The sequence below is a fragment of the Rhodococcus sp. 05-339-2 genome, from assembly GCF_002258965.1.
In the GTDB taxonomy this organism is placed as follows: Bacteria; Actinomycetota; Actinomycetes; order Mycobacteriales; family Mycobacteriaceae; genus Rhodococcoides.
In genome coordinates this window covers 23,351-49,797 of sequence record NZ_NOYW01000006.1, presented here as the reverse complement: position 1 = coordinate 49,797, position 26,447 = coordinate 23,351, and the positions used below count along the sequence as shown (strand labels likewise).

The window sequence follows — 26,447 nt, the reverse complement described above, 5'->3', positions numbered from 1 at the left end:
TGCAGTGCGAAATCGGGTGCAGACGACCGCGCTCACCGCGGCTGGTTGCACCCGATTTTTCCGATTTGCGACAGGCTCACTGGGTTGTATTTCACGTCCCGCTGACTGGGGCGTTAGAGTTCGAGAAATTTCCGGGGGGAACAATGATTCGTCGTATGGCTGCAGCTCTTGTTCTGGTCGCTCTGACAGGCTGTTCCTCGTCATCACAGGACAAGCCTGCCGTCGCTTCCGGCACACGGTCTCCGTTGGTCCCGTGCATCGACTCCGTCGGCGAGAACTCGACGTTGACCGTCATGGGTGACGCGCTTCTTCACACGCCGTATCTGCGGGTGCGGGGCAAAGTGCGCACGCAATTCGAGGAAGAGTTCTACTGGCGTAACGGTCAGCCCGACGACCCTTTCGACGTGCGCCGTCTGAGCGCGTTCGTACCCGGTGGAAGCAAGACTGCCTTGCTGTACCCGAACACACCTGCCGGCGGCGATGCGCAATTCGCCGCAGCCACGTGCGGTCTCGAATTCGAGTGGAAGGCAGGCCTGTCGTCCAGCGAGTTCGAGTCGGTGGTCTCGACCCCGGGGTTCTTGCGCAGTCTGGGCCGTCGACTCTGCACCGACATCGAGATGTCGGGCGATACTGTCGATTACCTGGCCAGGGCCGATGAGGAGCTGGCCGAATCCGAGGACAACGCTGCCGGTGCCGTCGACTTCATGAGAGCGATGCACCGGAACTCGCTGCAGGACCGCCTCGACTACCTTGCCTCTCCCGTGGAGCCGGGTGAGCTTCCGGAGAATCGGCGCAGTGCCCGACATGATGTGATCGAGTTGCATGACATCCTCGGGCGACTGGAGAAGGAAACCGATGAACATCTTCTGCAGATCAAACGGGATCGAGTCGAGTTCATCAGGGCCGCACTGACATTTCAGTGTCCAGCGCTCGACGACTGATCGGGTCTTCGGTGGTGGAGTACCCCGATCGAACTCAGCCGGCCGACAGCTTTTTCAACCCCAACGACTGGAATCCGACGACGTAGATCAACGTCCACAGCACCAGCCAGTCGACGAACCCCAGCGCGTTCCCAGAGATACCGGCGGCAACCGCGGGCTCGTGCAGGATGTGCTCGGCAAGGACGAAGTAGTAGGCCAGGAACGTGCCGATGGCCAGGGCGAATGTCAGCATCGCGCGTCCCGCCGCGGGGAAGCGGTTACCGAAGCCGTTGGCCCAGAAAATCATCCAGAACGCCCAGCACACGCCGATCTGCGCAGGGAACTGGTTGATCACGGAGCCGAGTTCGGCCGTGGCATCGGACCCGACGAGCAGCGTCGCCAGTGGAACCATCAGGAAGTAGATCGCCGTACCGAGAACGGCGTTGCCGACCGTTGCCGCCAGTGCGGTACGTCCGCCGCCGCCTGCCAGTTTCCACGGCCAGTTGTCTAGGGTCTGGCCGGTGAGGATCACCGAGACGACGATCGAATAGAACCAACCCAGGGCAGTGTCGACGGACATCACAGGATCTGTGGCCGAGAGCGAGACCGAGGGCAATCCGAACACGACGTACAACGCGAGAGTCGGGACGGCGACGAAGGCGATCTCGCACAGCCCGATCAGCGGTTGCTTCATACGCAGTACGGTCCACGGCCAGTGCTGCCAGTTGAGGACCACCATCACCCAGGTACCGAATCCGAAGAGTACGAACAGAGCACCAGCGAAATATCCCAGTCCGCCCGCACGAGAGCCGGCGAAATCCGGATACAGCGCACCGAGCCCGTTGCCGAGGATCCAGGTGACCGCAACGGCGAGGACGCCCGTGGAGACGAGGATGGCGAGCCCGCGCATCGGTTGCTTCAGGGAGTCGAAACCGGCGAACTCGCAATCGAATCCGATGAACACGATGAACAGAATTGCCCAGAACAGCGCCGCGTTGAACGGGAGGGGATAGAAGTTCCACGGGCTGGTGGTGGGGTCGGCCAGGAGATACCAGGTCGCCAGAGAAACGACGAGTACGACGGCCAGGTTGGCGATTCCGAACAGGAGCCAGTTGCCCTGTGGGATATCGATTTTCGGCTTACTCACAGGTCGATCTGCGGTTGCGGTCATGTGGTGCTCGTTTCCGTGAGGCGACAGTGTCGCCGTCACTATGAGCTTGATCACAATCGCGCGTCAGGGTTGCGGCAGGTTGCAGCCCGGCCGCGGCACTGCAACGCGCTGCAACCCTGGCGCTTGTGCTCCGGGTCACATAGACCTGTGTGCATATCCGATCCAGTCAGGAGTGAGAACCGATGCGCGCAGCTGTGTATTACGGACCCAACAAGGTGGAGATCACCGACGTTCCCGAGCCCAGTCCCGGTGAAGGCCAGGTCAAGGTCAAGGTCGGGTTCAACGGAATCTGCGGAACCGACCTGCACGAGTACTACGCGGGCCCCATCTTCATCCCCACCTCGCCGCATCCGCTGACCGGACAGGAGATGCCGCTGGTGCTGGGCCACGAGTTCTCGGGAACGGTCACCGAGCTCGGGAAGGGCGTGACCGGCATCGCGGTGGGCGACCGCGTGGCCATCGAGCCGCTGTACCGCTGCGGCCACTGTGGACCGTGCCGGGCCGGCAACTACAACATCTGCGCGCAGATCGGTTTCCACGGACTGATGTCCGACGGCGGAATGGCCGAGTACACCGTCGTGCCCACCGACATGATCCACGCCTTGCCCGACAACGTCTCGCTCGAACTCGGAGCCCTCGTCGAACCGATGTCGGTCGCCTATCATGCTGCGACACTGGGAGATCCGAAGCCCGAGGACACCGCGATGGTGTTCGGAGCCGGCCCCATCGGTATCGGACTGTGGTTCGCCCTGCGCGGTAAGGGTCTCGACAACGTCTACGTCGTCGAGCCCTCGCCGACGCGTCGAGCATCGGTCGAAGCACTCGGTGCGAAGACACTCGATCCGACGGCCGTCGACGTCCCTGCGTTCATCGCCGACCTCACCGACGGCAACGGGGCCGACGCCATCTACGACGCGGCAGGCGTGCAACCTGCCGTCGAGACCGCGCTCGGATGCATCGGTGCGCGAAAGCCGCTGGTCAGCGTCGCGATCTACGAAAAGCCTTTGACCACACCGCTGCAGAAGCTGGTGATGAACGAATCGAGAATCCAGGGCTCGCTCTGCTACACCGCCGCCGACTACGAGGCCGTCATCGACCTGATGAGCCAGGGCCACTACGACACGACGGGGTGGGTGGACAAGATCACGCTCGACGGCGTCATCGACGACGGATTCGAGGCGCTGCATGCGGGCACCAAGATGAAGGTCCTGGTCGACCCCTCCACCGGAGCAGCGTCATGAGCGCGGTGTTGGTGACGGGCGCCGGGCAGGGCATCGGCCGGGCCATCGCGTTGCGGTTGGCGAACGACGGCCACGACATCGCGCTGGCCGACCTGAACGAGGACAAGATTGCAGGCGTGGCCGACGAGGTGCGTCGAACAGGCTCGAAAGCAACGACATTCGTGGCCGATGTCAGCGATCGCGATCAGGTGTTCGCCGCCGTCGAACACACCAACGAGGCACTCGGCGGCTTCGACGTGATCGTCAACAACGCGGGCATCGCGCAGGTCGCCCCACTCGACGATGTGCGCCCCGAGGACGTCGCGAAGATCTGGGCCGTCAACGTCGACGGCGTGCTGTGGGGAATCCAAGCTGCCGCAGCGAAATTCAAGGCTCTCGGCCAGAAGGGCAAGATCATCAACGCGTCCTCGATCGCTGGTCACGACGGGTTCGCGATGCTCGGGGTCTACAGCGCAACGAAATTCGCGGTTCGTGCCCTGACCCAGGCAGCGGCGAAGGAGTATGCCGCCGAGGGAATCACCGTCAACGCGTACTGCCCCGGTGTGGTCGGAACCGACATGTGGGTCACCATCGACAAGCGATTCGCCGAGTTGACCGGTGCCGCCGAAGGCGAGACGTACGACAAATTCGTCGGCGGTATCGCCCTCGGTCGCGCGCAGACGCCCGAGGACGTCGCAGCGTTCGTCTCGTATCTCGCCGGGCCCGACTCGGACTACATGACGGGCCAGGCACCGTTGATCGACGGTGGTCTGGTCTATCGGTGACCCCCGTTCATTCCGATTTGTGAGCTGGAGCACAATTGACTGTGATGACGCAGTCGACAGGCCCCGAACCTGCGCTGGCGGCCGGCGAAGACCCGCGCCGCTACGCGCAGATTCTCACGGCCGTGTACGACGCGACCATGACCGGCGGCAAGTCGCCCGCACGGCCCCGTGAGGTCATCGGGGACTCGTGGCGGCGGTTGCAGACCCTGGGTATCGATCCGGAGTTGGGTAACCCCGCCGAGACGCAGATGGACGTCTCCGACCTCGAGCTCAGCCGTCGAGAATCGGGATTGTTCGACATCCTCGACGACCTTGCGCGCGGACTGGAGTCGGTGGTGCAGGACGGCGACAACATTCTCGTGGTCGCCGATCGGCACGGCAGGGTGCTGTGGCGCAGTGGATCGACCTCGGTGCTGGATCGGGCCGACGACCTCGGCTTCGTGGAAGGCGCGAACTGGGCCGAGGATTCGGTGGGTACCAACGCCATCGGAACTGCTCTGGTCTCACGCCGCGCGGTCCAGATCTTCTCGGCCGAACACTATGTGCGCAGCCATCATTCGTGGACCTGCGCCGGCGCGCCGATCCGTGATCCGCGAACCGGTCAGGTGCTGGGCGCGATCGACGTCAGCGGGCCGGCCAAGACGGTGCACCCCACCACCATCGCGCTGGTCGACGCCGTCGCACGATTGGCCGAATCCCAACTGCGAGAACTGCATCGGAGCACACTCGATCGACTGCGGTCGGTGGCCGCACCGATGCTCGCGCGACTGCAATCCCCGGCCCTGGCCGTCGATGCGAACGGCTGGGTGGCGGCCGTCGAATCGGTGGCGCTGCGCAATCGCATCCTGCTGCCCGAGGATCTCGCGACCGGACGGTTCTGGCTGCCGACCCTGGGCGTGTGCGACTTCGAACCCCTGCCCGGTGGATGGCTCGTCCGACCCACCAGCACGATGGATTCCGGCGTCGCCGACATCGGATCCACGAGAATCCGTATCGACCTGCGCAATTCGCAGAAGCCTCGCATCGAAGTGCGCAGCGAGGTGGGGGAGTGGACACACGAACCGACACCCCGGCACGCCGAAATCATGTACCTGCTCGCCACCCATCGCCAAGGACGTACCGCCTCACAGATGGCGGCCGATCTCTTCGGCGACGACGGCCGCGCGATCACGGTACGGGCCGAGATGTCGCGGCTGCGCAAACACCTCGCCGGCATCATCTCCACGCAGCCGTATCGGTTGGACGAATCGGCGACCGTTGAGGTGATCACGCCGTCGGAGATGAGTCGGTTGCTCCCGCATTCGTCGGCTCCTGCGATCCGGGCGGCACGGGGCTGAGCCGTAGCGCAGAATCGGGGAATGAAGCGCCTCGCCCGGATCCTCGACGCCTCGGACCCGGGGCAGGTACGGCTGCGCAGTGCGTCGGCTACGACGCTGACGGTGCTGATGGCCATGGTGACGCTGGTGCTGACCACACGCGCCATCGGCCAACCGGTGACGGTCGCGATGCTCGGAACCGTCGTGGCGATGCAGGCGTCGGCGGCGGTGAAGGACAGAGATCAACGCAGTCGGCTGATCACCACCGCGCTGATGGCACTGCCTGCGTCGGCGGCAGTGACGTTGGCGGCGTTGCTCTCCGAACTCGGCAAGGTGGCCGACGTCGGATTCATCGCGGTCCTCTTCACGGCGGTGTGGGTGCGCAGATTCGGCCCTCGCGGTACGGCGTTGGGGATGGTGTCGTTCATTTCGTACTTCTTCGCACTGTTCCTGCGCGCGACACCGGAGCAACTGCCGATGTTGATCGCGGCCATCCTCGGCGGCTTGCTGATCGCCCTGTTCGTGCGGGCAGTCGTCTTCCCGGACCGGCCGGTCGTGGAGGTGCGCCGGTTGCTGTTCGCGATGCGAGCGGTATCGGCCTCGGTGCTCGAGGCGGCCTCGGCAGGGCAGAGCCGCGACCTGAACCTGGTGCGCCGCAGACTCGACCGGCTCGGCAACACCGCACTGATGATCGACGACTGGCTCGACCGACACGATGCCGGACAGCTGCTCAGCGTCACCAGCGCCGATCTGTCGCTCCGAGTGTTCGACGCCCAGATCGCGACCGAGCAACTCGTCAGCTCACTGTGGGCTCTCGATCCCAGCAAGCCGTGGCCGACGGCCCTGGGGCAGGCGACCACGGCGCTCGGATCGTGTCTGCAGAACACGCCGTCCTCGGAGCAGCTGCGGGCCGCTCGACGGTTGGCGGCGGCAGCGGCCGAGCGGGCCGACCCGTCCACCCCCGCCGGAATCGCGACGGTGTCCGCGCAGCGAGCCGTCCAGGCGCACATAGCCATTCATCACATCACCACCAATGCCGTCTCGGCGTCGACGGCCCCCGATATCGGCCCGTCCGAACCCGCGGCCGAGGACACCCCGAGTGGTCTGCATCCCAGCACCAAGGCTGCCGTTCAGGTAGCCGTCGCCACGAGTGCCGCAACGGTACTGGGCGAACTCGTCTCTCCCGACCGCTGGTACTGGGCGGTGCTGACGGCCTTCCTGGTGTTCACGGGGGCGTCGACTCGGGGTGAAATCCTCACGCGGGCAGGCCAACGCGTTCTCGGAACGATTGCGGGCGTGCTCGCCGGGGTGGTGATCGCCGCGTTGGTGGGCAGCAACCAGCCCTTGCAACTGGTGCTGATCGTGGTCTGCGTCTTCTTCGCGTTCTACCTGGTGACGGTCGCGTATGCGCTGCTGTCGTTCTTCGTGACCATCCTGCTCGCGATGCTCTACGGGTTGCTGGGCACGTTCAGTATCGAGGTGCTCGAGCTTCGCATCGTCGAGACTGCTGTCGGTGGTGCCGTCGGAATGGCGTCGGCCTACTTCATCTTCTCGACCAGCACCCGAAAGACACTGGTGAGCAACGTCGACAGCTACCTCGAGCAATTGGATGCGTTGATCGAGTCCAGTGTCGAATCCGTTCTTGCGCCGGGAGGTGCAACCGACCTGGTGGCGTCGACGCGCACACTCGACAACGCCCTCAAAGACGTTCTGACGTCAGGTAAGCCGCTGGTACTCGGGCCGACGACCCGCAGCAGACGCGGCGCGAAGCGACTGTTGCGGGTGCTGGCCGTCAGCGGTCGGTCAGCGCACGCACTGGCCCGGGCCGGTGTGCTGGCCTCGCGTGCCGACCCGGACACGGCACCCTCGGCAGAGACCGCCGGAGCTCTACGCGACGCCGCGGCCCTGGTACGCGAGACCGCACGCCAGGTGGAGGCAGTTGTCGCCGGGGAGCATGTCGACCCGCCCGAGAAGATCACCGAGACAACGGTATTGGATGTGCTGCTCACCTCAACCAACGCGCCCGGTCCGCTGCGGGGTGCGGTGCGGGCACTGAACACGATGAACCGAACACTGGCCGATGTGTTGACTCGGGCTTGACCTTCACACCGTGACAAGGTCTTGGCTGACCGTCATGAACTCGATGAATCTCGTCAGTTGGCCACTCGAGCACAGCACTCCCTCGGTGCGCCTGCGGGCTGCACTCGATATCGGGACGACACCGGACCCCCGGTATCTCGACGCCCTGGTGCAGCGGTGCGCCGTCGAACCCGATTTTCAGGTGCGGGAGATGTTGACCTGGGCCTTGATTCGCCACCCCGCGGCGCTGACGGTTCCGCGGCTGATCGATCAGGTGCGATCCGGTGGAGCTCTGGCTCGCAGCCAGGCGCTGCACACGTTGTCCAAGATCGAGGACCCGTCGGCGTGGCCGGTGATCACCGAGGATCTGATCTCCGACCCCGACGACGAGGTGGCACGAAGCGCATGGCGAGCTGCGGTGGTCCTGGTGCCGATCGGCAGTGAAGGGCAGTTGGCTGCGATGCTGGGCACCCAACTCGGTCGAGGCGGGTACGACGTTCAGCGAAGCCTGAGCCGTGCGCTGGTTGCGCTCGGATCGGTGATCGAACCGATGGTGCGCCGGGCCGCGTCGAGCACGAATGATTCGGTTCGTGCCCACGCGCTGGCCACCGAGGCGCTGCTCCGAGACCCGGATGCGGGGTTCGCCGTGTTCGAGGCCAAGCGCATCGATGCCCTTGGCGTAGACGACACGGCGGGGTGAGATGGAGCGATGTTGATCGGTGAGGTGGCGCAGCGGTCGGGCGTCAGTGCGCGCATGCTCCGGCACTACGACCGGCTGGGGCTCGTGCGCCCCACCTCGCGCAGCAGCACCGGTTACCGCGAGTACGCGCCGGAGGATGTTCGACGCCTGTTCCACGTCGAGTCGCTGCGTTCGCTCGGGTTGTCGCTGAACGACGTCGGTCGCGCCCTCGACGACCCGAGTTTCGCGGCCTCCGGACTCGTCGACGAGCTCGCCGCCCGAGCCGAGGAGCGCATCGCGCGCGATACCGAGTTGCTCACACGGTTGCGTCGAATCGGCGACGCGCGGCCGGAGGACTGGGAGGACGTACTGGGAACCGTCGCGCTGCTCGGTGACCTGCAGTCGGTCAGTGCTGGGACCCGACAGGCAGCGGCGCTGGCCTCGGTCGGCGATCGGCCCATCCCTGCGGACGCGTTGGCCGAAGCTGTGCTGCGTGAGCCCGCGCCCAACGTCGCGGGGGCACTTCGATGGGCACTCGCGCAGTCGGGCGGCGATTCTCTCGAGGTGCTCCGGCAGGGTCTCGGTTCACCGGACCCCCAGATTCGACGCCGCGCGGTGGACACCGTCGTCGAGATCGCTCACCCCGACGCCACCGACGTGCTGCGAGAGGCGCTCACTCACGACGACGAGCAGGTCCGGCGGATCGCGGCGCTGGAACTCGGTGCGCGCGGGGTGGCCGACGCGACCCCGACGCTGATCGAGATGGTCTTCGAGGGCACCAACGACGTGGACGCCGCCGATGCCCTGGGCATGCTGGGACCCGCAGACTCGATCGTGGCGGCACTGATGGACGGGCCGAGTGATGCGTCGACGCGACTGCGAGTGACCCAGGCACTGGCGAGTATTCCGGGGAAGGCAGCCTCGCGCGCCCTGCGGGAGCTGACCCGAGACACCGACCGCTCGATCGCGCTGACGGCCGAATACGTCCTCGGCCGACGGGAATGACCCTTTGGGTACCGTCGACGGTATGAAGGCTTTCGGACTCCTCGCAGTCCTGACGATCACGTTGACGGCGTGCTCCACCGCAACCACCCCCGCCGCACCCACCGAACCCGTTGCCGAGAACCAGGTGACCGTCGCCGATCGGATGTACTCGCCGAAGACACTGACGATCTCGGTGGGAGACACCGTCACCTGGGTGTTCGCCGACCGCGGCATGGCCCACAACGTCGTCGCCGACGACAACTCGTTTCGCAGTCAGATCATGGAAACCGGACAGTTCACGCACACCTTCGACACCGCGGGCACCTTCACGTATCACTGCACTCCGCATCCGGACATGACGGCATCCATCGTCGTCGAGCCCTGAAACTCCTAGGCTCAGGGGCATGACGGCACCGACCCGAGGACGCAGCATCGCCGCACCCCTCGGCGTGGCCGCTGCCGCTGTCGGTGTGGCAGTACTGCTGCACGTCCGCGACCCCCGCACGTCCACGTATCTGCCGTGCCCGTTCCACGCTCTGACCGGACTGTGGTGCCCCGGATGCGGCACGACCAGGGCGCTCGGTGACCTCACTCGCGGAGACGTCGCCGCGGCCGCGTCGAGCAATGTTGTTGCGGTGATGTGCGTCGTCGTGGCCGTCGGACTGTGGGGCCTGTGGCTCAGGGCTCGCTGGATGCAGATACCTCTGGCGTTGCCTGGCCCGAATCGTCTGGCTGCGGCTGTGGTGCTCGCCCTGCTGACCGTCTTCACCGTGGTGCGCAACACCCCATGGGGCACCGCGATCGCCCCGACCTGACACGACTAGGAGTAGCTGTGCTGCTGGAAATTTTCTCGATCATCGTGCTGCTGGGCGTGCTCATCGCGCTCATCCCCACGGCCCGCCGCGTGTTCAAGAAAGGTGACGACGAATGAGCGACTCTCTGCGGGATCGCGTCCGCGCAAAACTCCTCGCACAACTCGCCGACGACGGAGGCACCGCCGCCGAACAGGCCGAGGGAGACGACCCACGGTTGAACGCCCTGCGCGACGACCTCGACGCACTCGACGCGGCACAGGACGGGGATCCGGTGATCGACGACATCGCCGCACGGCACTGGGTGCCCTGACCGACCCCGCCCCGCCGCCCCGCCGCCTTTGGGGAGTCAATGTGACATTCAGTGGCCTTTTCGACGGTCGATGTCACGTTGAGTGGACTTCTGGGGTGGCCGAAATTGGTGCACAGATGAGGTGCATCTAGTATCTATGTTGTGTCCGAGATGAGATCTGCCGCCGATACGGCGTATGCGACGGTCAAGGAGCTCATTGTCTCGGGGGAGCTTCCCGGCGGTGAGCTCGTCAGTGAGGGCGAGATCGCGTCGCGCCTCGAGATCAGTCGCACTCCCGTACGCGAGGCATTTCTGCGCCTTCAGGTCGAAGGATGGATGCGCCTGTATCCCAAGCGTGGGGCACTGGTGGTGCCGATCGCGGTGGGTGAAGCCGAGAGTGTCGTCGATGCGCGCAGGCTGGTCGAATCGGGCAGCGTCCGAGCGTTCATCACGGACGCCAGAGCCCGCGAATCCGTGGTGGCCGCCCTGCGCGAGAACCTGCAGTTACAACAGCAGCTGGCCGTGAACGGCACCGCCGCACAATTCAGTGCCGTCGACGCCGACTTTCATCGCACCGTCGTCCATGCCGGCGGCAACCCGTTGCTCGACGCGTTCTACGACGGACTTCGCGAGCGTCAGCGGCGGATGACGGCAGCCTCGGTGACGCGTGATCCGGGTCAGATCTCGCGCATCGTCGACGACCATCGCCGACTCACCGACCTGATCGAGGCCGGCGACGCAGACGGATTCGAGCAGGCCGTCGAACGACACATGCTCGGGGTGCACGGCCTACGACCGGACAGAGGGGGAACACGATGAGCGAAACGCTCACGAACGATCGAGACCTCGAGCTGACTGCACGACGCTGGCTGCTGGTCGCGTCGGGCATGTTCGCCGTGGCATGGGGCGGCAACGAGTTCACACCGTTGCTGGTGATGTATCGGCTCGATCATGGCTTCTCGGCCGTTGTGGTCGATACGTTCCTGTTCGCCTACGTCCTGGGCATCATTCCGGCGATGCTGATCTGCGGTCCGCTCTCGGATCGGCTCGGTCGACGCCCGATCATGTTGCCCGCCCCCGCAATTGCCGCGGCCGGGTCCATTCTGATCGCGCTCGGACCCGACAACGCCTACATGCTCTTCGGTGGCCGTGTGCTCAGCGGCATCGCGCTCGGAATCGGTATGGCCGTGGGCGGGAGCTGGGTCAAGGAACTCTCGAGTCGCGACTCCACCGCCAAGCCCGGTGCCGGAGCGCGCCGCGCCGCGATGTCGCTGACCGCCGGCTTCGCCCTCGGTGCTGGAGTCGCAGGCGTGCTCGCACAATGGGCACCCTGGCCGACGCACCTCGCCTACAGCGTGCACGTGGTGATCTGCATCGCCGCCGGTATCGGCATGCTCTCGGTCCCCGAAACGCGCACTGCCACAACAGCGTCGAAGAACAAGCGGCTGCTCGACGACCTGAGGATTCCGTCCGCATCGCATCGCCGATTCCTGTTCGTCGTATTGCCCTTGGCCCCATGGGTGTTCGGTGCCGCGAGCGTCGCCTACGCGGTGCTGCCGTCACTGATGGCGGATGCTCTGGCCGACGAACCCGGGGGCGGCTATCCCGTCGCCCTCTCCGCTGCGATGGCGGTGATCGCCCTCGGCTCCGGCTTCGCGATTCAGGCCGTCGGACGTCGGATCGACACACCGGCCAACGCGCGGGGGGCACTGGTTGCACTCACTCTCCTGGTGGTCGGCATGGCCGTTGCTGCCTGGGCGGCGTCGGTGCTCACCATTGCTGCGGCGCTGATCGCGGCAGCGGTCCTCGGCTGTGGGTACGGCATGGCGTTGGTCTCGGGTCTGCAAGAGGTGCAACGCATTGCGGGCCCTGATGACCTCGCCGGCCTCACCGCGGTGTTCTATTCGCTGACCTACCTGGGCTTCGCGGTGCCTGCCGTTCTGTCGGCTCTCACCGAGACCTGGCCCGGGGTGGTCACGTATCCGATCATTTTCGGATTCGGCGCAGTGATGGCGGCGCTGTGCGGACTGGTGGTCCGGTCGAAGACATCTGCTCACTTGCCGTAGGACGGAGTCTGGAACTGTTCTGCGATCCGAGCTGCTTTCGTCGCCGGCGCATCAGCACCGCGGCACCGACCGTTCCCGCTGCGATGAGGACTACGCCCGCGGTGATACTGGCGACGCGCTCCGGCCACGGCAGTATCGTCGGCACGCTGAACATGCCCCGAAAGAACGGCTCGATCACCGCCCCAGCGGGGACGACCAGACGCGCGATCGAACCTGACGGGCCGCCGCCTCGTGCTGCGACCCCGACCAGACCCAACGGGCCGCCCATGACAAGGGCGAGAGCGAACCATACTCGGTTCCCCGCCCACACGGTCTCGTCGAACATCCCGAACAGCTGACCGACACCGTAGTGCACCACCAACGCCAGCAGACTCGCGACGATCCCCGCCGCGAATGCATGCAGCGGACGGCGGACCAGCCAGCCGGACAGGATGGGCAGGCCGGCCCATACGGCACCCGAATTCACCAACTTGCTGAAGGTCGAGCGCACGGCCAGCAATGTGTTTGCCTCAGCGGACAACTGGCTTTCGCTCGTGATGTTCGAGGCGAGCGACACGAGAGCCACCGTGATCGCGGCTGCAATGACAAGTCCCCACCACCGTTTCGCCATCAGCGGATGGTACGCAGGCATCGTGCGGTTTTCCGAACAGACGGAGGTCTCCGCGAGTGGGTGCGAGCCGACCCGTTCGGCTCTAGGATCAGCGGCATCATGCTGCAGTCCTCGCGCACGGTCCCGCCGCATCGGGTACCCCCGACGGTGGCGCTCGCGGGTGCGACCGTATGGAACCGGCGCGAGGCGTACTGGTTCCTGATCGCGGTGATCGTGCCGGCCGCCTGCTGGTCCGAATATCCGATGGTGGTGCCGTACGTCTTCGCGATCGTTCTGCTCGGGGCCCTGGCGTTTCGCAGCCGACGGGTTGCCTGGTGGGTATCGATGCTGCGGTGGGGAGTGATCGCCGACGTCGAGACCGTGGACACCGCTCTGCGCGGCGACCGTAACCTTCGCCTCGCGCACGCCACGGGATGGAACGTCCAACGACGTTGGTACACAGGGGTTGTCACTCAATCCACGGTTCGGTACCGGGCCGGGGAAGCGCGCGGGCACCTGTTCGTTCGGGGACTGCCGTTCACCACCGGTGTGGTGCTCGCGCACTCGAAGCAACCGTCGTCTGCCGTGGCCATCAGCGACTTCCCCTGCGATCTGCAACTGGACGGTAAGGGACGCTGGGCGGCGTCGTTCCCGAGAGGTTTCTGGCTGCAGGCACTGGCGACGTCGGCGATGTACGGCTACGCCGTGGCAGGCCTCGCCCTGTCGCTCGGGTAATCGCTGACGTCACCGGGGATCGGCTCCCCAGACTTGGATCCAGGCCTCCGATAGCAGGCTGAAATCCGAAACTCGGGAGCCGATTCGAAGGCGCCGGGAACTACGGCAACGACGGCAGCTGCTTGTCCACCAGCCATGCGTCCCACAGACTTCGGGGGCAACCGAAGCGGGAGGCGAGGTCGGTGAAGTCCGCCGTCGCGACCGTCGAGTAGCGGTACTTGGAGGTCCATTCCTGGATCAGTCCGAAGAAGCGCTCGTCGCCGATGGTGCGCCGCACGGCGTGCAGTGCCAGTGCACCGCGCTTGTACACGCGGTCGTCGAATATGCGGGCGGGCCCGGGATCGCTGAGCTGTAGGTCCATGGCCAGTCCGCGCTGAATGGTGTGTGCGCGCTTGGCCTTGTCGTGAGCCGTTGCGCCGCCGGAGTTCTCGGCCCAGATCCACTCGGAGTAGCAGGCGAATCCCTCGTGCAGCCAGATGTCGGCCCACTTGCCGAGGGTCAGCGAGTTGCCGAACCACTGGTGCGCCAGCTCGTGCGCGACGAGACGCTCGTAGTACCGGGAACCGGAACAGTGATTGGCTCCGAAGATCGACAGCCCCTGCGCCTCGATCGGAATCTCGAGATCGTCGTCGGTCACCACCACGGTGTACGACGCGAAAGGGTAAGGGCCGTACAGCCGTACGAACGTATCCATCATCTGCGGTTGACGACCGAAGTCGTGATCGAACTGCGCGCGCAGGCGCGGCGGAGTGATGGCCTTCATCGGCACCGGCCCCGGGCTGACGATGCGATGCTCGTACGGACCGATCTGAATGGTCGCGAGGTAACTGGCCATCGGCTCGGGCTGCTCGTACACCCAGGTGGTGCGGCTGGCGCGAGTCTGCTTGCGCACCAACGTTCCGTTGGCCACCGCGTAGTACGGCGAATCGGTGGTGATGGTGATGCCGTAGCTGGCCTTGGACACCGGATGGTCGTCGCACGGGAACCACGACGCGGCCCCGTTGGGCTGGCTGGCGACGATCGAGCCTTCGGTGAGCTCGTCCCAGCCGACCTCACCCCAGAAACCGTTGATGGGCTTGGGGGTTCCGCCGTACGACACCGTCACCACCAGTGCCGCGCCCGACGCGATAGGCTTGGCGGGCGTGATCTTCAGCTTGCCGCGCTGGTGGCTGAACTTCACCGATCGCGAGCCGTTGACCGACACCTTCGACACGTTCATCGCCGGGCCGAGATCGAACGCGAACTTCGACACCGTCGCCGTGGTGACCGCGGTGATCTTCGCCTTGCCCGTCAGCCGGTTGCTCTCGACCTTGTATTCGAGATCGAGTTCGTAGCGCGAGACGCGGTAGCCCCGATTTCCGTTCTGCGGAAGGTATGTATCGATCGGATTGTCGCTGGCATCGACGTCGAACACCGGTGCCACCAGCCTGTCTGGCACGAAAGATCACCCCTCGTTTCGGTCGTCGCGGATGCGCGGGAAGGGATCCCCCTTGGCCCAGGGCGCGATCGGATTGCCCTGCCAACGAGTATGCGCGGGAACCGTATCACCGCGCATCACCAGGGAGGCAGGCCCCACCGTCGCGCCGTCACCGATTCCCGATGCCGGCAGCGCGACACAGTGTGGTCCCAGTGTTGCGCCTCTACCGAGATCGACCGTGTCCATGGACATGATCCGATCATGGAACAGGTGCGTCTGCACAACGCACCCTCGGTTGACGGTCGCACCGTCGGCCAATGTCACCAGATCGGCCTCGGGAAGCCAGTACGTCTCGCACCAGACTCCGCGGCCGATATCGGCACCGAGCCATCGCAACCACATGTTCAACACCGCTGTGCCCTCGGCAGCGCGCGCGAACCACGGCGCGGCGACGGTCTCGACGAAGGTGTCGGCCACCTCGTTGCGCCATACGAACGAACTCCACAACGGATGGTCGGTCTTGCCGATCCGGCCCACCCACAGCCACTTCGCCAACGCCGACACCGCAGCGGCCACGAAACCGGCGACGAGCAGCACGAGGCCACTGACCAGTGCCGCCAACCAATATCCGACGGCGTCGGCGACGGCGGTCAGCCCGAATAACACTCCGAGTCCGATGCCGAACGTCACGACGACGGGAATCAACCGACACGTCTCGACGAGCGAGCGGGCGACCTTCAGCTTGCGCGCCGGATCGAACGTGCGTGACGAGTCCGCGCTACCGGCGGCTCGACGCAGTCGCACCGGCGGGCTGCCGAGCCACGACGAGCCGGACTTCGCCTTGTCCGGAGTGGCGGACAGCACGGCGACCAGACCGTTCTTCGGGACGGTTCGGCCGGGACCGGTCATGCCGGAATTGCCGAGGAAAGCTCGCTTGCCCACCTTCGCATCGCCCAGATGCATCCAGCCGCCGCCGAGTTCGTAACTGGCGACCATGGTGTCGTCGGCGAGGAATGCGCCGTCCGCGACCGTGGTGAACTTGGGGATCATCAGCACCGTCGACGCCTCGACGTCCTTGCCGATCTTCGCGCCGAGCAGCCGGAGCCAATGGGGCGTCAACAGCGACGCGTAGAGCGGGAACAGGAACGTGCGCGCCGAGTCCATCAGGCGCTCGGTGGCCCACACCTGCCAACCGATGCGGCTGCGCACCGGGTGGTAGCCGCCGACGAGGCCGATGCTGAGCACCCGCACCGCAACGACGGTGATCAGCGCGAACACCGCCAACGACACCAGCGTCGCCACGGGCAACATCACCAGACCACGCTCGAAGGCGTCGAGCACGGAGTCGGCGGTGTGAATCCACCAGCCCATCAGCACCAGGCTGACGCCGATCGAGAACAGCGCCATGCCGGACAGGAACAGAGATGCGACGCCGTAGGCGAAGACCCAATGGGTTGCGCGTGGTGGAGCTTCCGCGGGCCACGGATGATCGGCCTTGCCGACCTTCTGAGCCGGCGAACCGGACCACATCTGGCCGGCCTTCACGCGTCCGACGACGGCGGAGCCTGCCGTGACGACCGCGTTCTTGCCGACCTTGGTGCCGGGCAGCAGCGTCGAGCGGGCACCGACGGTGGCACCGGCACCGATCTCGATGCCGCCGATGTAGACGAGATCGCCGTCGATCCAGTGACCGGACAGATCGACCTCGGGCTCGATGGAGCAGCCGTCACCCAACTCGAGCAAGCCGGTGACCGGCGGGAGGGTGTGCAGGTCGACGCCCTTGCCGATCTTGGCACCGAGAGCGCGCGCGTAGTAGACCATCCACGGTGCGCCCGACAGGTTCGACGCACCACTGGCATCGGTCAATCGCGTTGCGGCCCAGAGCCTGATGTGCATGCTCCCGCCGCGCTCGTACGCGCCCGGTTTCAGCCCGGCCAACAGGATGCGCGATCCGATCACCGAGATCGCCATGCGGCCGACCGGGGTGATGAACAGGACGAATGCCAGGAGCACCCACCACCAGGACAGCGTCGGAGCCCAGGGCACGTCGCCGAACCAGGACATGACGTTGAACAGCAGTCCGAGCCAGGTGACCCACTGCAATCCGGTCAGGGTGGTCAACGGAACGGTTGCCGCGATCTGCGCCCATTGCGCGGTGCGCGAGGTCGGGGCGACTTCACGGGGAACGGCCTCGACGACCGGCTTCAGGTCGTCGAGATACTGCGCCAGCGAACCCAGCCGCGGGTGGTCGTAGAGCTGCGCGACGGTGATCTCGGGGAACCGCTCGCGCAGCGCCGTCACCAATTGCGCGGCCGACAGCGAACCGCCACCGTTGGCGAAGAAATCGGCGTTCTCGTCCGCGATCTGCGCGCCGAGGATGTTGGTCCACAGTTCGGCCACCCACCCCGCCGTGCCGCCGAGCGAGGAGGCACCCGCCATGCCGGGCAGGGGCCACGGCAGCGCATTGCGGTCGACCTTGCCCGAGGTGCGCGTTGGCATCTCGTCGACCAACGCCAGGCGTGGGACCAGGGCCGCAGGCAACTGTTCGGCGAGCAACTCGCGAGAGGCTTCGAGATCGAAATCGGGGTTGGTGCTCGCGAGATACCCGACGAGCACCGAGTTACCGGCAGCCGTCTTGCGGATGGCGGCCGCCGCACCGCCGACGCCCGGAAGTGCTTGCAGCGCATTGTCTATCTCGCCGAGCTCGATGCGTCGACCGCCGAGCTTGACCTGGTCGTCGGCGCGACCCTGGAACAACAGACCTTCGAGCTCCAGCTTGACCAGATCTCCGCTGCGATACGCCCGTTCCCACCCGAGGGACGGCATGGGCGCGTACTTCTCGGCGTCCTTGGCCGGGTCGAGATACCGAGCGAGTCCGACGCCCCCGATGACCAGCTCACCGACTTCGCCGACCTGCACCGGGGTGCCGGAGCCGTCGACGACAGCGAGGTCCCATCCATCGAGGGGGAGCCCGATCCGGACCGGACCCTTGCCGTCCATGATCGCCGCACACGCGACGACCGTCGCCTCGGTGGGGCCGTAGGTGTTCCAGACCTCACGGCCCTCGACGGCGAGCCGCTCGGCCAACTCCGGCGGGCAGGCTTCGCCGCCGAAGATGAGCAGCCGCACCGCTTCCAACGCCACCGCGGGCCACAGCGACGCCAGCGTCGGGACCGTCGAGACGACACTGATGTCGCGGGAGACGAGCCACGGGCCGAGGTCGAAGCCGGACCGCACCAGAGACCTGGGCGCGGGAACCAGACACGCTCCGTGCCGCCACGCCAGCCACATCTCCTCGCACGACGCGTCGAACGCCACCGACAATCCGGCCAGCACTCGGTCGCCCGGACCGAGCGGATCCTTCTGCAGGAACATGCGGGCCTCGGCGTCGACGAACGCCGCTGCGTTGCGATGACTGACGGCAACCCCCTTGGGAGTGCCCGTCGAACCCGAGGTGAAGATGACCCACGCGTCGTCCTGCGGGGTGGGCGGTCCGGCATTGTGTTCGGTGAGGTCGTGCTGAGGAACGTCCTGCTTGGGGGCAGTACCGGCCGCGATGCCGCCCGCGGTGACGATGGCCGTCACCTGCGCCTCGCCGAAGACCAACTCGGCCCTCTCCTCGGGGTCGTCCGCGTCCACCGGCACGTAGGCAGCACCGACCGCGAGGATCGACAGGATCGCGACGTAGAGGGAGAACGAACCCGACGGCATGCGGATTCCGACGCGATCGCCGCGCCTGACACCGGCGTTGGCGAGCCACTGAGCGCCTTCGGCGATGTCGTCCAACAACTCGGAGTAGCTGACCGACACGGCACCGTCGTCGATCGCGGGGGCGTCGGGGAAACGATGTGCCGTGTCGCGGAGGATGTCGATGAGCGTCCGGGCGGGTGGAGCCTGCGGCGAGCGAAGAAACGCCGCCGGGGCAGGTGCTGTGTCCGCGCTCGAACCCGGCAGATCGTTCTCTCGATGCACAGACAACCGGGCGTCCTTCTCGTTCGTTGCAAGTAACTCTGCGTTGGCAAGTGATTCTGTGGTGCTGGCGAGCAGCAGCGCCGTTGGTTATCTCACGTTCTGTTTGCCAGCAGGTGAACGAGCGCGCCTTCCCACCGCGGGAATCCTACTGCGGCGCAGGGGCGAGTCCCGGCTTGACAAAACGGCAGCGAGTTTGCGAGTGTCTTTCCCACGGTCACGAGTACCAGCATCAAGCCCCGGCTAGCTGGTCGGCAACCCTCCTCCGCGGTGGGGTGCTCCGGGTGACGACCAGGCTGATGCCGGAAAACCGGCGCGGCAAGCGCGGACTCGTTCATCACGTCCTTCGGTTGCGGGTCCCTCGAACGTGAGGGCTTGATCTGTCATGACATCTGTACTCTCCCGCCCCTGTGCTCCTTTTGCCCCTGTTTCGGGCACGGATCTACAGGTACCGCTGGTCCACGGCGGCACATGCACTTACGCGAACTTCGATTACGCCGCCAGCGCGCCCGCCCTGGACGCGGTGACCGATCGGATCGCCGAACTGCTGCCGTTCTACTCGAGCGTGCACCGGGGTGCCGGCTACGCCTCACGGGTCTCGACGGCGGCGTACGAGAAGGCTCGGGTGACGGTCGCTGATTTCGTTGGTGCGCACAGTGATTCGGTGGTGGTGTTCACACGGAACACCACCGACTCGCTGAACCTGCTGGCCGCCTGCGTGCCGGGCGATACCGTGGTGCTCGACATCGAACACCACGCGAACCTGCTCCCGTGGCGCGATCGACGAGTGGTGGTGGCGGCGTCGACCCTCGCCGAGACCATCACCCGGCTCGACGTGGAGCTCGCCGCGAAACCTGCTGCACTACTGGCGATCACGGGCGCATCGAACGTCACCGGTGAGGTGCTTCCCATCGTGGAACTCGCAGCACTGGCGCATCGGCACGGCGCACGCATCGCGGTGGACGGTGCCCAGCTGGTTCCGCATCGGCGGGTCGACATCGCCGCACTCGGCGTGGACTATCTCGCGTTCTCCGGCCACAAGCTCTACGCCCCGTTCGGCGCGGGAGTGCTTGTGGGCAGACGTGATTGGCTCGACGCCGGTGAGCCGCACCTGGCCGGCGGCGGCGCGGTGCGCAGCGTGAGCATCGACAACACCGACTGGGCTCCGGCACCGCAGCGGCACGAGGCGGGCACCCCCAACGTCCTCGGCGTTGTGGCTCTCGCTGCGGCCTGCGAGGCCATCGCCGGATTCGACGATGCCGAGCTGCAGGCGCACGAGCAGGAATTGTCGTCCCGACTGCGGCGCGGCCTGGCGGATCTGGACGGCGTCGAGCAGCTCCGGGTCTGGGCCGACGCGCCCGACAGTGTCGGCATCGTCACCTTCACCGTCGCCGGACGCGATCCCGGTGAGGTGGCCGCGTACCTGTCCGCCGAACACGGAATCGGCGTGCGCGACGGCAAGTTCTGCGCACACCCCCTGCTGAGCCGGCTGGGGCACGCGGCCGGAGCGGTTCGCGCCAGTATCGGACTCGGTAGCTCGTCGGCCGATGTGGACCGACTCGTCGACGCCCTCGCCGCCCTGGTCGAGTCGGGACCGAACTGGCACTACGCGGAGGACGCCGGCTGGTGGAACCCGGTACCCGACCCGCGACCCTTCCCCGAGCTGGCCGACGGGGCCGCCGGGGTTGGATCCCCGTGCAGCCCCGCAGGCCGTTAGCATGGCGTCATGACCGTGAGTGTCGTGTGGACGGGCAACCGTCACTGGAGCAACAGATACGTGGATCTGTGCCGCACTGCGTCCGGGTCGTGTTCGAGTTCGGCTCCGCTCCGACCGAATGCGTTCACCGACTTCCAGAAACAGGATCACCACTCATGTCGCACAACTTCACCCGCGTCGCCGTCGAATTCTCTGCAGGTTGGACCGAACTGACCCTGCCGTCGGACGGTGACGTAGTCCGGATCCAGGCCTCCGACCTGCGCGAATCCCAGCAACACCGGGCCCGGGTGCGGGCCGAGGCAATCGAGCGCGGCGAACCTGCCGACAGCGCAGCAGTGTTTCTCGACCTCGAGATCCACATCGCAACCGACGCGCGGACGGCACGTCGGGAATTCGCCGCACTGGACGCGCCGACCAGCCCGGCGTCCATCCGCTACGTCGGAACACCGGCGGGCCTGGCCAGTTTGATCTCCGATGTCACCGCGGCCGATGTGGCAGACGGCGTGACGTTGACGGTGCCAGGCGATGTCGCTCGCCAGTCGGTACTGATCAACAACGCAGTGTTGCCGCTGCTCGAATCGCGCGGCACCCGACTCGACATCGACGTCGTCGACTCGGTCCTCGGCGCACCGATCGCCCCGACACTCGCGTCCTGAGCCCCGATGGTGGGGCAGGGTCAGGTGACGTCGATCGCCAGACCTGCGGTGATGCGCACCAACTCGGTGAACGTGGACCGAAAGATCGTGTTGGTGTGACCGGCGGCCGCCCACACCTCGGCGTACCCGGCCAGATCCTGGTCGACGAACGTGTCCAGATTGGTGGGGTGGCCGACCGGTGCGATCCCCCCGATCGGCTGCCCGGTTGCGTGCTTGGCCGTGTCCAGGGGCGCGCGCATCAACGTCCCGCCCAGACGCTCACCGGTGTGCTCGAGATGAACGTTGTGGGCACCGGAAACCAGTAGCAGTACCGGCTCGTCGTCGAGCAGAAACACCATCGACTTCACGATCGCACCCACTTCGACGCCCAGCGCCGCGGCAGCATCGGCGGCGGTGTGCGTGCCCTCGGGGCTGTTGACCACCACACCGTGATGGCCGCGAGAGATCAGAGTATCGGCAACATGGGCTGCATTCGGATGAAGTAGCCGGGTCATGTGCCAACCCTATTGCCCCGCGACCGTTTACGCAGATGCTTGCTTATCCGGTCATTCCGCAGGCTCCACTCCCGCCCTACTGGGTCGTTCCTGCAGGCTCCACTCCCGCCCTACTGGGTCGTTCCTGCAGGCTCCATTCCCGCCCTACTGGGTCGTTCCCGCAGGCTCCACTCCCGCGAGATCACCGAACAGTCTCAATCGCGCCATCCCGCCGTCGGGGAAGATGTCCATGCGCACCTCGGAGACCGGGGTGTCGTGGGTGAGGACGAAGCGATGCCGGGTGTCGGGCTGCAGCGTCGTACGTGGCAACAGTTCGATCCACTCGCCGTCGCCGAGCCGGCCACGCAGAGATGCCGCACCGGGCGCGTTTCCGAGGAAGCAGGTGGTGTCGAGTTCGGCCAGAGAGATGAGCCCGGTGCCGGCGAGCTGCACCTGGACCCAGTCGTTCGCCTCGTTGCGTCGACGCGAGGTCTCCCAGCCTTCACCCATCGACCGTGGGGGTCCGGGGAAGAGCAGGTTGTTGGGCGAGCTGTAGAACATGTTCGAGCATGCCGAGACGTACGCGCCGTTCTCGAGTGCAGCCAGGTCCACCGGCCCGGCAGCGAGAAATTTCGGGTCGGGCTTGCCGCGGCCGAGCACCCGCAACCGCGCCACTCCGCCGTCGGGATAGATCGACAGCTTCACGTGCGTCCACCGAGCATCGGAGGCGACGGTGAACCTGTTCTCGCTGTCGCCGTCGACCGAGCTGCGCGGGACGATCGTGGTCCATTCCGTCTGGGTGTGAAGCTCCTCCGGTGACGGAAAGCCGTCGACCTCGGCGGCCTCGATCGAGATCTCCGGCGGATAGTTTCCGGTGAACCACGCGGTGTCGACGACGACCGCCGAGACGACACCCGGCGCTCCGAGACGAACGATGGCCTCGTCGTAGCCGGCCTCGCGTCGGCGTCGTGTCTCCCACCCGTCGTAGATCTGGCCCTTGTGTCCGAACGTCGCCGTCGAGTAGTCGGCTTTTCCTGGCCGGACGAGATTCTCCTTCTCCGCGAACGTCTCGTCGTTCGCCCACACGACTGCGCCTCCGAGTGTGCGGACGGCGAGATCGGGCAGTGGCAAGGGGAAGTTGGCGGTCATGGGATCACACTTTACTGGTCGCGCGTGGAGCCACCGGGTTGTGTGCGGACCGGCGACGCAGTGCTGCCGCGCCCATCAGCAGCGTGCCGATCACGATGTACAGAGCAAGTGCGAGTGCGGGTTGCCCCAGTCCGGTGCCGGAGAAGTACACGATGCTGCGCACGCCCTCGGTGCCGATGCCCGGAGTGATCCACCGACCGATGGAAGCGTAGAGCGAGGGAAGGACGTCTGCCCCGAAAGCGCCTCCTGCGCTCGGGTTTCCGAGAATCACGAACAGTACGATCGCGGCCGGAACCGCGGCGACCCCGATCAGTGCGCGCAGGCCCATGGTGAACAGACCGGTGGCGAAGACCACGCCGGTGCCCAGTAATGCGAGCGGAAACCAATGGCCGGCAAACGTTTCCAGGACATGGGTGGTGAGGAAGGCGCCGAGTGCACCCGAGGTGACGGCGTAGGCAGCGAGAATTCCGACGTGCGAACAGGTTTCGCGACGCGACTGTGGTGCCCCGATCAGCAGTCCGAATGCTGCCGCCAGCAGGTAGCCGCCGACGACCCAGCCGACCGAGAGGTAGAAGCCGGACAGCCCCCGGTTGTCGTGTACGCCCACCGGAATCTCGTCGCGGACCACGAACTGGCGACCCTGCGAGGCCTCGACCTCGGTGAAGATCGATTCGAGCGCGGTGGCCACGGAACTACCCGCCGCGCTCGCGGTGATGAGGGTGTCCGTTCCGTCGGCACCGATGACGTACGCCCCGAGAATGTCTCGGTCGCGGAGCAGTGAACGGACCTCTGCGGTATCGGCTGCGGTGCGTGCCGCGAGCGGAGTGCCGTCGATGGCGTCGAGGCGGTCGGCGGTCTGCTGGTCCAGCCCCTCGGGGAGGCCGGGCTCGGTCACCACCGCGATGGGGATCGCGTGCGGCGTCGGCTGATGGAAGGCCGAGACGTAGCTGAGGATGAAGCCGAGCTGAAGTACCAGCACCGCGGCAGCGAGCAGTGACATCTTGCGCATGGGTGACTCCTGAATCTTGTCGATACCCGAGGTATTCAATACTCTAGGTATCGTGAATGCGGAGGAGCAAGAAAAGTGGGGGCCGACACAGGATCGGCGACGACCCCAACGCACCGACGTTCGGGACCGACTGCTCGCCGCGGCAGCCGACGAATTCACCGAACGGGGCTATGCCGCAGCGAAACTCACCGATATCGCCGACAGAGCCGGCTTCACCAAGGGAGCCGTCTACTCCAATTTCGAGTCCAAGCAAGCGCTGTTCGCCGAACTGCTCGCCCGCCGTTCCCTCGACCTCGCCGCCCGCGTACTGGCCCACGTATCCGATCTGGACTCCGGTGCAGCGGCAGGAGCGGGCGGCGGTGAAATAGCGTCCTGGGTGGTGGCCGAACCCCGGTGGCCCCTGCTGACGGTCGAATTCGGCATCCTCGCCGGACGCGACCCTGCCGTCGCCGAGCGCTACCGCACCGACCGTCGCGCGCTGCGCGGGGAGCTCGAACGCCTCATCGCCGAGCACGCAGGGCGGTGGGGAGTCGGCAAGAACTTCGATGCCCGACGCCTCGCGACGTCACTGGCGGCATTGATCTCCGGATTGGCCGTCGAACATTCGGTGGATCCGGAGGAGATCGACGAGGGAGTCATCGCCGACGCGGTGTCGGAGTTGTTCGCGGGAGCGATAGCCAGAACACATCTCGATTGAGCGAGACCGCACCGGGTAACCGCAGAAGATGAATGCCCAGAATCCAGACCCCGACGTCACCACAGGACTCGAAGCGGGAGGCGGCGTCACGCCAGGAGACACCCCGCCCGCCGAAACCGGAATCGGCGGTCCGAATCACGAGCCGCCGCAGCGCAGCCGGGTGATGCCCATCGTCGTCATCTGCGTCGTGGCATTGCTGGCGATCCTGATCGCCGGTGGACTGATCGGTCGCGTCGTCGGTCTGTTCGGCTGATCCTCGACCGAGCTCAGTACTGGGGCCAGCCGCCTTCGGGCCCCAGCAGGCGATCCAATCTGGTGTGGTTGATCTTCGCCAGCTCGTCGCGCATGATCTTGCGCTCGGTCTGATCGTCGTTGTCGAGGCGATGGCCCAGATCGACCAGGATGTCTCGCGGCTCGAAGCCCTCGGGCTCGAACAACCGGCTGGACGCGTACGGGTAACCGAACCGGTCCTCGTACGCCCTGGCCGCAGTTCCCAGTGCCCCGCGAGTGTCGGTGTCCATGGCCGCGCACACCTTGCTCGGCTCCGGCAGCGTCGCGGCGAGCGAATCCACATCCCCGTCCGAGAGTTCGGTCAGTTCCGCGTCGGCTGCGGCGAACAGGTCAGCCCGTGAGCGGTACCTGCGGCCGTCTGCCACCCTGGACGCCCACGCCACCGAGCAGCAGCACTCGTACAGCGCATGGACCGCCTTGCGGCGCGGCAGATCGTTGAACGTCTCCAGGCCCAGACCCTGATGCATCAACATGAGTCGATGATGGGCGGGATTCGATGCATGTACCAGAGCTGAGCAGGGACTTAGCGCAGACGTTACGCGCCGTAACATGCGGTGCAGCAATGTGCGACGCTGCCGCTAGGCTCGCAGGCATGACGGAACGAACCTGGAACGCCTTCTCCGTGGAGATCGCGGACCACATCGCGAACGTGACACTTCTCGGACCGGGCAAGGGCAACGCCATGGGCCCCGACTTCTGGAGCGAAAGCCCCGAGCTGTTCGCGCAGCTCGACGCCGATCCCGAGGTTCGGGCAGTCGTGCTCGCGGGCTCGGGTAAGAACTTCACCTACGGACTCGACCTCGCAGCGATGGCAGGAACATTCGGTCCGCTGATGGCCGACAAGGCGTTGGCCGGTCCCCGAACGTCGTTCCACGACACCATCAAGACGATGCAGAAGGCCATCAACGCGGTTGCCGACTGCCGCAAACCCGTCGTCGCGGCGGTTCAGGGCTGGTGCATCGGCGGCGGCGTCGACCTCATCACCGCCGCGGACGTGCGGTACGCGAGCGCCGACGCGAAGTTCAGCGTGCGCGAGGTCCGGGTCGCGATCGTCGCGGACATGGGGTCGTTGGCCCGACTGCCCGCGATCATCGGCGATGGCCACATGCGTGAGCTCGCTCTGACGGGCAAGGACATCGATGCCGCGCGCGCCGAGAAGATCGGCCTGGTCAACGACGTGTTCGAGGACCACGACGCCACCCTGGCCGCTGCTCGTGACTGCGCCGCCGCCATCGCTGCGAATCCGCCTCTGGTGGTGCAGGGCATCAAGACCGTGCTCGACCATTCCCGATCTTCCAGCGTCGACGACTCGCTTCGCTACGTCGCGGCCTGGAACGCCGCCTTCCTCGCCTCGCACGATCTCACCGAGGCGATCACCTCGGTGTTCGAGAAGCGACCGGCGCAGTTCACCGGTAACTGAC

General features: G+C 66.1%; 26 protein-coding genes and 1 riboswitch. Of the genes, 18 read left to right on the top strand and 8 right to left on the bottom strand.

The window, feature by feature from the left end; translation table 11 throughout:
* Nucleotides 1-155: 155 nt before the first annotated feature.
* On the top strand, nucleotides 156-941 hold the full coding sequence (locus CH273_RS05130) for a hypothetical protein (protein ID WP_032395197.1): 786 nt from the start codon (nucleotides 156-158) through the stop codon (nucleotides 939-941).
* Nucleotides 942-975: 34 nt separating this feature from the next.
* On the opposite strand, the gene CH273_RS05125 is transcribed toward CH273_RS05130, so the two are convergent.
* The gene (locus CH273_RS05125; protein ID WP_032395196.1) at nucleotides 976-2,091 is read right to left on the bottom strand and encodes a hypothetical protein; all 1,116 of its coding nucleotides are present in this window, start codon (nucleotides 2,089-2,091) and stop codon (nucleotides 976-978) included.
* 182 nt (nucleotides 2,092-2,273) lie between these two features.
* Here CH273_RS05125 and CH273_RS05120 point away from each other — a divergent pair, with 182 nt between their 5' ends.
* From CH273_RS05120 to CH273_RS05070, 11 genes are all read left to right on the top strand, one after another.
* Nucleotides 2,274-3,332, top strand: coding sequence for a 2,3-butanediol dehydrogenase (locus tag CH273_RS05120; protein ID WP_032395195.1), 1,059 nt, complete (start codon nucleotides 2,274-2,276; stop codon nucleotides 3,330-3,332).
* Nucleotides 3,329-4,096, top strand: a complete 768-nt coding sequence (locus CH273_RS05115; RefSeq protein ID WP_032395194.1) for an acetoin reductase — start codon at nucleotides 3,329-3,331, stop codon at nucleotides 4,094-4,096. Before CH273_RS05120 ends, CH273_RS05115 begins: the two co-directional genes overlap by 4 nt.
* A 44-nt stretch (nucleotides 4,097-4,140) precedes the next feature.
* Nucleotides 4,141-5,433, top strand: coding sequence for a GAF domain-containing protein (locus CH273_RS05110; protein ID WP_032395193.1), 1,293 nt, complete (start codon nucleotides 4,141-4,143; stop codon nucleotides 5,431-5,433).
* A gap of 21 nt (nucleotides 5,434-5,454) precedes the next feature.
* Complete coding sequence (locus tag CH273_RS05105) at nucleotides 5,455-7,512, top strand: FUSC family protein (RefSeq protein WP_032395192.1); 2,058 nt, start codon at nucleotides 5,455-5,457, stop codon at nucleotides 7,510-7,512.
* A 34-nt stretch (nucleotides 7,513-7,546) separates the two neighbouring features.
* The gene (locus CH273_RS05100; protein ID WP_032395191.1) at nucleotides 7,547-8,191 is read left to right on the top strand and encodes a HEAT repeat domain-containing protein; all 645 of its coding nucleotides are present in this window, start codon (nucleotides 7,547-7,549) and stop codon (nucleotides 8,189-8,191) included.
* Between the two features lie 9 nt (nucleotides 8,192-8,200).
* Complete coding sequence (locus CH273_RS05095; RefSeq protein WP_032395190.1) at nucleotides 8,201-9,175, top strand: HEAT repeat domain-containing protein; 975 nt, start codon at nucleotides 8,201-8,203, stop codon at nucleotides 9,173-9,175.
* A 22-nt stretch (nucleotides 9,176-9,197) separates the two neighbouring features.
* Entirely contained in the window at nucleotides 9,198-9,539 is a 342-nt protein-coding gene (locus tag CH273_RS05090; RefSeq protein ID WP_032395540.1) for a cupredoxin domain-containing protein, read from the top strand.
* Between the two features lie 19 nt (nucleotides 9,540-9,558).
* Entirely contained in the window at nucleotides 9,559-9,969 is a 411-nt protein-coding gene (locus CH273_RS05085) for a DUF2752 domain-containing protein (RefSeq protein WP_032395189.1), read from the top strand.
* Nucleotides 9,970-10,081: 112 nt separating this feature from the next.
* Entirely contained in the window at nucleotides 10,082-10,279 is a 198-nt protein-coding gene (locus CH273_RS05080) for a hypothetical protein (protein WP_032395188.1), read from the top strand.
* A gap of 150 nt (nucleotides 10,280-10,429) precedes the next feature.
* Nucleotides 10,430-11,077: a GntR family transcriptional regulator gene (locus CH273_RS05075; protein ID WP_179275428.1), complete on the top strand. Its 648-nt coding sequence runs from the start codon at nucleotides 10,430-10,432 to the stop codon at nucleotides 11,075-11,077.
* On the top strand, nucleotides 11,074-12,324 hold the full coding sequence (locus CH273_RS05070; protein ID WP_032395186.1) for an MFS transporter: 1,251 nt from the start codon (nucleotides 11,074-11,076) through the stop codon (nucleotides 12,322-12,324). The genes CH273_RS05075 and CH273_RS05070 overlap by 4 nt, the downstream gene beginning before the upstream one ends.
* On the opposite strand, the gene CH273_RS05065 is transcribed toward CH273_RS05070, so the two are convergent.
* Nucleotides 12,245-12,934 (bottom strand): DUF6518 family protein, encoded by a 690-nt coding sequence (locus CH273_RS05065; RefSeq protein ID WP_179275424.1) that lies wholly within the window; start codon nucleotides 12,932-12,934, stop codon nucleotides 12,245-12,247. The two genes, CH273_RS05070 and CH273_RS05065, sit on opposite strands and share 80 nt — an antisense overlap.
* Before the next feature lie 99 nt (nucleotides 12,935-13,033).
* On the opposite strand from CH273_RS05065, the gene CH273_RS05060 reads away from it, so the two are divergent.
* A complete protein-coding gene (locus CH273_RS05060) occupies nucleotides 13,034-13,648 on the top strand; it encodes a hypothetical protein (RefSeq protein WP_143546176.1) in 615 nt (204 codons plus the stop codon).
* A 100-nt stretch (nucleotides 13,649-13,748) separates the two neighbouring features.
* On the opposite strand, the gene CH273_RS05055 is transcribed toward CH273_RS05060, so the two are convergent.
* Together CH273_RS05055 and CH273_RS05050 are read right to left on the bottom strand one after the other, a co-directional pair.
* Nucleotides 13,749-15,086: a M1 family metallopeptidase gene (locus CH273_RS05055; protein WP_052049457.1), complete on the bottom strand. Its 1,338-nt coding sequence runs from the start codon at nucleotides 15,084-15,086 to the stop codon at nucleotides 13,749-13,751.
* A 6-nt stretch (nucleotides 15,087-15,092) separates the two neighbouring features.
* A complete protein-coding gene (locus tag CH273_RS05050) occupies nucleotides 15,093-19,037 on the bottom strand; it encodes a Pls/PosA family non-ribosomal peptide synthetase (protein WP_256991285.1) in 3,945 nt (1,314 codons plus the stop codon).
* Between the two features lie 212 nt (nucleotides 19,038-19,249).
* Nucleotides 19,250-19,365: riboswitch (SAM riboswitch) on the top strand.
* Between the two features lie 54 nt (nucleotides 19,366-19,419).
* Here CH273_RS05050 and CH273_RS05045 point away from each other — a divergent pair.
* On the top strand, nucleotides 19,420-20,751 hold the full coding sequence (locus tag CH273_RS05045) for an aminotransferase class V-fold PLP-dependent enzyme (RefSeq protein ID WP_032395183.1): 1,332 nt from the start codon (nucleotides 19,420-19,422) through the stop codon (nucleotides 20,749-20,751).
* Between the two features lie 155 nt (nucleotides 20,752-20,906).
* Nucleotides 20,907-21,407, top strand: coding sequence for a hypothetical protein (locus CH273_RS05040; RefSeq protein ID WP_032395182.1), 501 nt, complete (start codon nucleotides 20,907-20,909; stop codon nucleotides 21,405-21,407).
* Between the two features lie 20 nt (nucleotides 21,408-21,427).
* Here the strand turns inward: CH273_RS05040 and CH273_RS05035 are convergent, their stop codons facing one another.
* The 3 genes from CH273_RS05035 to CH273_RS05025 form a co-directional block, all read right to left on the bottom strand.
* Nucleotides 21,428-21,901 (bottom strand): YbaK/EbsC family protein, encoded by a 474-nt coding sequence (locus tag CH273_RS05035; RefSeq protein ID WP_032395181.1) that lies wholly within the window; start codon nucleotides 21,899-21,901, stop codon nucleotides 21,428-21,430.
* Nucleotides 21,902-22,045: 144 nt separating this feature from the next.
* Entirely contained in the window at nucleotides 22,046-23,029 is a 984-nt protein-coding gene (gene alc / locus CH273_RS05030; RefSeq protein WP_032395180.1) for an allantoicase, read from the bottom strand.
* Nucleotides 23,030-23,033: 4 nt separating this feature from the next.
* Nucleotides 23,034-24,038 carry an ABC transporter permease gene (locus CH273_RS05025; RefSeq protein WP_052049456.1) on the bottom strand — a complete coding sequence of 335 codons (1,005 nt, stop codon included), beginning with the start codon at nucleotides 24,036-24,038 and terminating at the stop codon, nucleotides 23,034-23,036.
* A gap of 52 nt (nucleotides 24,039-24,090) precedes the next feature.
* Between CH273_RS05025 and CH273_RS05020 the strand changes: the two genes are divergently transcribed.
* Together CH273_RS05020 and CH273_RS05015 are read left to right on the top strand one after the other, a co-directional pair.
* On the top strand, nucleotides 24,091-24,735 hold the full coding sequence (locus tag CH273_RS05020) for a TetR/AcrR family transcriptional regulator (RefSeq protein WP_176459165.1): 645 nt from the start codon (nucleotides 24,091-24,093) through the stop codon (nucleotides 24,733-24,735).
* Nucleotides 24,736-24,763: 28 nt separating this feature from the next.
* Complete coding sequence (locus CH273_RS05015) at nucleotides 24,764-24,988, top strand: DUF6480 family protein (protein ID WP_032395178.1); 225 nt, start codon at nucleotides 24,764-24,766, stop codon at nucleotides 24,986-24,988.
* Between the two features lie 13 nt (nucleotides 24,989-25,001).
* On the opposite strand, the gene CH273_RS05010 is transcribed toward CH273_RS05015, so the two are convergent.
* Entirely contained in the window at nucleotides 25,002-25,499 is a 498-nt protein-coding gene (locus tag CH273_RS05010) for a 2-oxo-4-hydroxy-4-carboxy-5-ureidoimidazoline decarboxylase (RefSeq protein ID WP_032395177.1), read from the bottom strand.
* 119 nt (nucleotides 25,500-25,618) lie between these two features.
* On the opposite strand from CH273_RS05010, the gene CH273_RS05005 reads away from it, so the two are divergent.
* Entirely contained in the window at nucleotides 25,619-26,446 is an 828-nt protein-coding gene (locus tag CH273_RS05005) for a crotonase/enoyl-CoA hydratase family protein (RefSeq protein ID WP_032395176.1), read from the top strand.
* The last annotated feature ends 1 nt before the right edge of the window (nucleotide 26,447 follow it).